The following is a 6,044-nucleotide window of genomic DNA, read 5'->3' on the forward strand; positions in this document are numbered from 1 at the left end:
CGCCCGTGCCGCGCCGCGCCTGGCTCGGCGGGTACACGCTCGTCGGCGCGCTGGCGATCCTCCTGGTTCTCGTGCTCGCGGCGGTCGGTGCGCTGCTCGGCTCGCTCGCGGCGGACGACCCCGCCGCCTCGGCGGAGAACGCGCTGAAGTCGGCCCTCGCCCAGGCGCCCGCCGCGCTCGTCTTCCTCGGCCTGGGCCTGCTCGTCTTCGTCCTGACGCCGAGGCTCACCATCCCCGTGGGATGGGCGCTGCTCGCCGCCGGCGCGTTCTTCGGCATCTTCGGCGAGATCCTCGGCCTGCCCGACTGGATGCACGACCTGTCGCCGTTCGCCCACGCGCCGCTGCCCGTCGGCGGCGAGGTGGACTGGACGGGCGGCTTCTGGATGCTGGGCGTCTCGGCTGCGGCGATCGCCCTGGCGGTGGTCGCGATGGGACGGCGCGAGCTCACGACCGACGGCTGAGACGCAGCCCCGCGGCATCCGCGTAGCCTTGACGGGTGGACTGCGCCTACTTCGACGCGGGGCGATGCCGGTCGTGCTCGCTCATGGGGCGCCCGTACCCGGTGCAGCTCGCCGACAAGCAGGCGCGCGCCGAGGAGCTCCTCGCCGCGTTCGACGTGCCGGCCTGGCTGCCCCCGGTCGCGAGCGGCGAGCGCGACTACCGCAACAAGGCCAAGATGGTCGTCGGCGGGACGGTGGGTGCGCCGACGATCGGCATCCTCGACGCCGACGGCCACGGCGTCGACCTGCAGGCGTGCGGCATCTGCTCCCCCGGTCACCGGGCGGCGTTCCCGGTGCTCGCCCGGTTCATCTCGCTCGCCCGGATCACCCCGTACGACGTGAGCGCCCGTCGCGGCGAACTGAAGCACCTCATCGTGACGGAGTCGCCGGACGGCGAGCTCATGGTGCGGTTCGTGCTCCGCTCGACCGAGCCGCTCGGACGCATGCGCAAGCACCTGCCGACCCTCCTCGCCGAGCTCCCGCAGGCGCGCGTCGTCACCGCCAACCTCCTGCCCGACCACAAGGCCGTGCTCGAGGGCCCCGACGAGGTCGTGCTCACCGCGGCCGACACGCTGCCGATGCGCCTCAACGACGTGACCATGCACCTGCGGCCGCAGAGCTTCTTCCAGACGAACACCGCGATCGCCGAGGCCCTCTACGCCGAGGCCCGCGACTGGATCCGCGACCTCGCGCCCGAGGACGCCTGGGACCTCTACTCCGGCGTCGGCGGCTTCGCGCTGCACCTGGCCGGCGCCGACACCGCGGTCACCGGCATCGAGACGAGCGTCGAGGCGGTCGCGAGCGCCGAGCTGAGCCGGACGGATGCCGCGCTCTCGCGCGTGCGCTTCGCCGCTGGCGATGCGACCGAGTTCGCGCTGGCCGCGCCGTCCGCCCCCGACCTCATCGTCGTGAACCCGCCACGGCGCGGGATCGGCGCCGAGCTCGCGGGCTGGCTCGAGCGGTCGGACGCCGCGCACGTGCTCTACTCGTCGTGCAACGCCGCCTCGCTCGCGAGGGACCTCGCGGCGATGCCGTCGCTGCGCCCCGTGAAGGCGCGCGTGTTCGACATGTTCCCGCAGACGACGCACTTCGAGGTGATGGTGCTCCTCGAACGGGTCTCCCCGGCCGGGTAGGACCCGGTCAGGCTCCGGCCGCGAGCTCCCGTGCGCGGGCGAGCGCGGCGTCGGTCGCGCGACCGAAGAGCCCGGCGAGGTCGGCCTCCTCGAGCACGGCGATCGCGCGTTCGGTCGTGCCCTTCGGGCTCGTGACGCGTCGGCGCAGCTCGGCGGGGTCGTCGACGGATGCCGCGAGCAGCTCGCTCGCGCCCCGGAACGTGCCCTGCACCATCACGGCAGCCTGCTCGGGCGTGAAGCCCTTCGCGATCGCTGCCCGTTCGAGCGCCTCGATGAGCAGGAATACGTACGCCGGGCCGGACCCGGAGATCGTCGAGAGCGCATCGAGCTGCGACTCGGGGACGACGAGCACGTCGCCGACCGTCTCGAACAGCGACACGACGAGCGCGAGGTCGTCCTCCGACGAGCGCGTGCCCGCCGAGACGCCCGTGACGGCCCGGCCGACGACCGCGGGGGTGTTGGGCATCGTGCGCACCACGGCGACGTGCTCGGGCAGGTGCGCCTCGAACGTCTCGACCGTGACGCCCGCGGCGACGCTCACGACGATCGTGCCGGGCTCGAGCGCGTCGGCGATCTCGTCGAGCAGGTCGGGCACCATAGCGGGCTTCACGGCGACCACGACGAGCTTCGCGCCGGCGACCGCGCGGCGGTTCGCCGCGGCATCCGCCTCGGTCGCGTAGGCCGTCACGCGCGACTCGTCGGCGAACTCGGCGGCGCGCGATGCCGAGCGGTTCGTGGCTCGGATCCCGTCGACGGCGACGTGCGGCTGGAGCAGTCCGGCGAGGACCGCTCGAGCCATCGACCCCGCTCCGAGGAAGGCGATCGCGGGCAGGTCAACGGGTTGCGAGGGGGCCATGGCAGCCATCCTAGGATTGGCGCATGAGCGCATCCGGCGGCACGAAGGCGATCCTGGCGGCATTCCTCGCGAACACGGGCATCGCCGTGACGAAGTTCATCGCGTGGTTCTTCTCGGGGTCGGCGTCGATGCTCGCGGAGGCGGTCCACTCGGTGGCGGACGCCGGCAACCAGCTGCTGCTCTTCTTCGGCGGTCGTCAGGCCAAGCGCGAGGCCGATCGCGAGCACCCGTTCGGGTACGGCCGCGAGCGCTACGTGTACGCGTTCGTCGTGTCGATCATCCTGTTCTCGGTCGGCGGCGTGTTCTCGATCTACGAGGGCATCGACAAGCTCACGCACCCGCACGAGCTCGAGGTGCCGTGGCTGCCCATCCTCGTGCTCGCCATCGCGATCGTGCTCGAGTCGCTCTCCCTGCGCACCGCCGTGAAGGAGTCGAACCGGATCCGCGGCAAGCAGAACTGGGTCCAGTTCGTCCGTCGCGCGAAGGCGCCCGAGCTGCCCGTGGTGCTCCTCGAGGACGTCGCCGCCCTGACCGGCCTGTTCTTCGCGCTCCTGGGTGTCGGCCTCACCGTGATCACGGGCGACTCGACCTTCGACGCGATCGGCACGCTCATGATCGGCACGCTGCTCATCGTCGTGGCGATCATCCTCGGCATCGAGACGAAGAGCCTGCTCGTGGGCGAGGGGGCGAACGAGGCCGACGTGGCGAAGATCCGGGAGGCGATCCTCGCCGGGCCCGAGGCCGAGCGGATCATCCACATGAAGACCCTCTACCTCGGCCCCGACGAGCTGCTCGTCGCCGCGAAGCTCGGCTTCCACGGCGGCGAGAGCCTGGCCGAGGTGTCGACGGCGATCAACGTCATCGAGCAGCGCATCCGGCGCGCGGTGCCGTCGGCGCGCGTGATCTACGTCGAACCCGACATCTACGTCGATCCGAACCTCACCGCGCCGCCCACCGACGCGATCGTCATCAAGGGCCTCGAATGACGGATGCCGCCGGCACGGCCGGCCGCCCCATCGCCCTGGTGCTCCGCCACGACTCCGCGATCGGCCTGGGCAACCTCGGGCCGACCCTCGAGGCGCACGGCTACGAGGTGCGGTTCCTCGACGCGCCGAACGAGGACGTCACCGCGGTCGACCCGCTGGCACCCGACCTGATCGTGGTGCTCGGCGGCGACGAGGGCGTCTACCAGGCCGACGAGTACCCCTACCTCGCCGACGAGATCGAGCTCCTCCGCCGCCGCATCGCCGCCGAGGCGCCGGTGTTCGGCGTGTGCCTCGGCGCGCAGCTGCTCGCGGCGGCGCTCGGCGCCGACGTGTACCGCGGCCCGCGCAAGGAGGTCGGCTGGCTCGGCGTCGAGCTCACCGACGCGGGCGAGGACTCGCCCGTGCGGCACGCGGCCGGCGTGCGGTTCGTCCAGTGGCACGGCGACACGTTCGACCTGCCCGAGGGCGTCGAGCGGCTCGCGGGGTCGCCCCAGTACGCCAACCAGGCGTTCCGCCGCGGCGACTGGCTCCTCGCGGTGCAGTTCCACCCCGAGGTCGATCGCGAGATCCACGAGGACTGGCTTGCCGCCTGGGGCGACGAGCTGCCGGAGTACGGGCTCTCGGTCGACGGCATGCGCGAGCTGCAGGCCTCGTGCGGCCCCGCCGCCGGGGCCGCATCCGCGGCGATCCTCGGCGAGTTCGTCGAGGGCCTCGCGCGGCGCGGCGAGCTGCCTCGCGCGAGCTGATTCAGCCCGCGCCGGTCGGGCGACGCAGCGGGTCCTCGAAGAAGTCGCGCAGCAGGCGCGCCGCGGCATCCGCCTCGACCCCCGCGTAGACCTCGACCCGGTGGTTCAGCCGTCGATCGCGCAGCACGTCGTAGACCGAGCCGGCGGCGCCGGCCTTCTCGTCCCACGCGCCGAACACGACGGTCGGCAGGCGTGCGGCGAGGATCGCGCCCGCGCACATCACGCACGGCTCGAGCGTGACGACGAGCGTGCAGTCGGTGAGGTGGCGGTCGCCGGTGACGCGTGCGGCCTCGCGGATGGCGAGGAGTTCGGCATGCGCCGTCGGGTCCTCGTGGAGTTCGCGCTCGTTGCGCCCGGTCGCGATGACCGCGCCGTCGCGGACCACGACGGCGCCGACGGGCACGTCGCCCGTGACGAGGGCGGCGGATGCCTCGGCGAGGGCCAGCCGCATCCATTCGACGTGCTCAGGGCGCTGCACCGGCATCCGTTCGCCCCTTCTCATCGGCGGAACCCCCGCAACTAGACTCGAGCCTATGCGAGTCCACGTTGCCGACCACCCGCTCGTCACCCACAAGCTCACGGTGCTCCGCGACGAGAACACGCCCTCGCCGGTGTTCCGGTCGCTCGTCGAGGAGCTGATGACGCTCCTCGCGTACGAGGGCACGCGCGAGGTGCGCGTCGAACCGCTCGACATCGTGACGCCGGTCGCCCCGACGACGGGTGTGCGCATCGCCGACCCGAAGCCGCTCATCGTGCCGATCCTCCGCGCGGGGCTCGGCATGCTCGAGGGCATGGTCAAGCTGCTGCCGTCGGCCGAGGTCGGGTTCCTGGGCATGGCTCGCAACGAGGAGACGCTCGAGCCGACCACGTACGCGGAGCGCCTGCCCGACGACCTCTCGGGTCGGCAGTGCTTCGTGCTCGACCCCATGCTCGCCACCGGCGGCTCCCTGATCGCGGCGATCGACTTCCTGCTCGCGCGCGGGGCGACGGATGTCACGGCGATCTGCATCCTCGCGGCGCCCGAGGGCCTGCAGGCCGTCGAGCAGGCGATGGCGGGACGAGACGTCACGGTCGTGCTCGGCGCAGTGGACGAACGGCTCAACGAGCACGGCTACATCGTGCCGGGCCTCGGTGACGCGGGCGACCGGTTGTACGGCACCGTCTGACCTCGTCCGCGGCTCGCGCGTCACGGCGCGGCAATGGCCGACATTTCGTGTTACGAACCCCTCACCTCGCAGGATCTTCGCTGTGAGACACGCCGACGCGGAAGCGATCTGGCAAGATTCGAGAAACTCGCGCCTCGTCGAAGGATCTTCTGCGGGCGACCACGGCGTCGTCTGACCTCCTCCCTCGCGGTCGCCCCTCGCGCACCGCGTGCGACGTCACACACGGTCACCGGAGGGTCACGGTTTGACACATCCGGGGGCGTGGGTTTGACTTTCGCTCATGACTGACACCGCACGCTCCCTGACCGCCGTCGAGGCTCAGTGGACTGCCGGCACGATGATGCCGGCGCGTGCGCCCATGTGTTGTCGAATGTGCCGCTGACCAGCGAACCCCCGCCGAGCACGCGACCGATCCCACCCCGATCGGAACGGCTCCGTCGAACCCGACTCCCCCTGATCGGGTTCTCCCCGGCCCGATCGGGCCATTCGCTCCGACCCCGCTGCGACGGGGCCGTCGACGCATCTTCAGCACAAGGATCCGCCATGTCTGCCACCCTCGCTCCCGCCGTCCGCACCGCTCACCCGGCCGCCCGCCCCGCGCACCCGGCCGCGTTCCGACCCCAGCCGGTCGCCGCACGACCCGAGGCCCCGGCGGCC

At 72.2% G+C, this 6,044-nt stretch carries 6 protein-coding genes and 1 pseudogene; 5 read left to right on the plus strand and 2 right to left on the minus strand.

Going from position 1 to position 6,044, the window contains the following annotated elements; all coding sequences use genetic code 11:
• A pseudogene (locus ESO86_RS18810) lies at nucleotides 1-461 on the plus strand (hypothetical protein); the annotation flags it as partial.
• Between the two features lie 35 nt (nucleotides 462-496).
• A complete protein-coding gene (rlmC, locus tag ESO86_RS09895) occupies nucleotides 497-1,633 on the plus strand; it encodes a 23S rRNA (uracil(747)-C(5))-methyltransferase RlmC (RefSeq protein ID WP_129234748.1) in 1,137 nt (378 codons plus the stop codon).
• Nucleotides 1,634-1,640: 7 nt separating this feature from the next.
• Here the strand turns inward: rlmC and proC are convergent, their stop codons facing one another.
• Nucleotides 1,641-2,489 carry a pyrroline-5-carboxylate reductase gene (proC, locus tag ESO86_RS09900; protein WP_129234749.1) on the minus strand — a complete coding sequence of 283 codons (849 nt, stop codon included), beginning with the start codon at nucleotides 2,487-2,489 and terminating at the stop codon, nucleotides 1,641-1,643.
• A gap of 23 nt (nucleotides 2,490-2,512) precedes the next feature.
• Here proC and ESO86_RS09905 point away from each other — a divergent pair, with 23 nt between their 5' ends.
• A complete protein-coding gene (locus tag ESO86_RS09905) occupies nucleotides 2,513-3,475 on the plus strand; it encodes a cation diffusion facilitator family transporter (protein ID WP_129234750.1) in 963 nt (320 codons plus the stop codon).
• Nucleotides 3,472-4,221 (plus strand): glutamine amidotransferase-related protein, encoded by a 750-nt coding sequence (locus tag ESO86_RS09910; protein ID WP_129234751.1) that lies wholly within the window; start codon nucleotides 3,472-3,474, stop codon nucleotides 4,219-4,221. Before ESO86_RS09905 ends, ESO86_RS09910 begins: the two co-directional genes overlap by 4 nt.
• Before the next feature lies 1 nt (nucleotide 4,222).
• Here ESO86_RS09910 and tadA read toward each other — a convergent pair whose 3' ends face one another.
• Nucleotides 4,223-4,705, minus strand: a complete 483-nt coding sequence (gene tadA, locus ESO86_RS09915) for a tRNA adenosine(34) deaminase TadA (protein WP_242492307.1) — start codon at nucleotides 4,703-4,705, stop codon at nucleotides 4,223-4,225.
• A 49-nt stretch (nucleotides 4,706-4,754) separates the two neighbouring features.
• Between tadA and upp the strand changes: the two genes are divergently transcribed.
• The gene (gene upp, locus ESO86_RS09920; protein ID WP_129234752.1) at nucleotides 4,755-5,387 is read left to right on the plus strand and encodes a uracil phosphoribosyltransferase; all 633 of its coding nucleotides are present in this window, start codon (nucleotides 4,755-4,757) and stop codon (nucleotides 5,385-5,387) included.
• Nucleotides 5,388-6,044 lie beyond the last annotated feature (657 nt).

This window comes from Agromyces binzhouensis, from assembly GCF_004135055.1.
Taxonomy (GTDB): Bacteria; Actinomycetota; Actinomycetes; order Actinomycetales; family Microbacteriaceae; genus Agromyces; species Agromyces binzhouensis.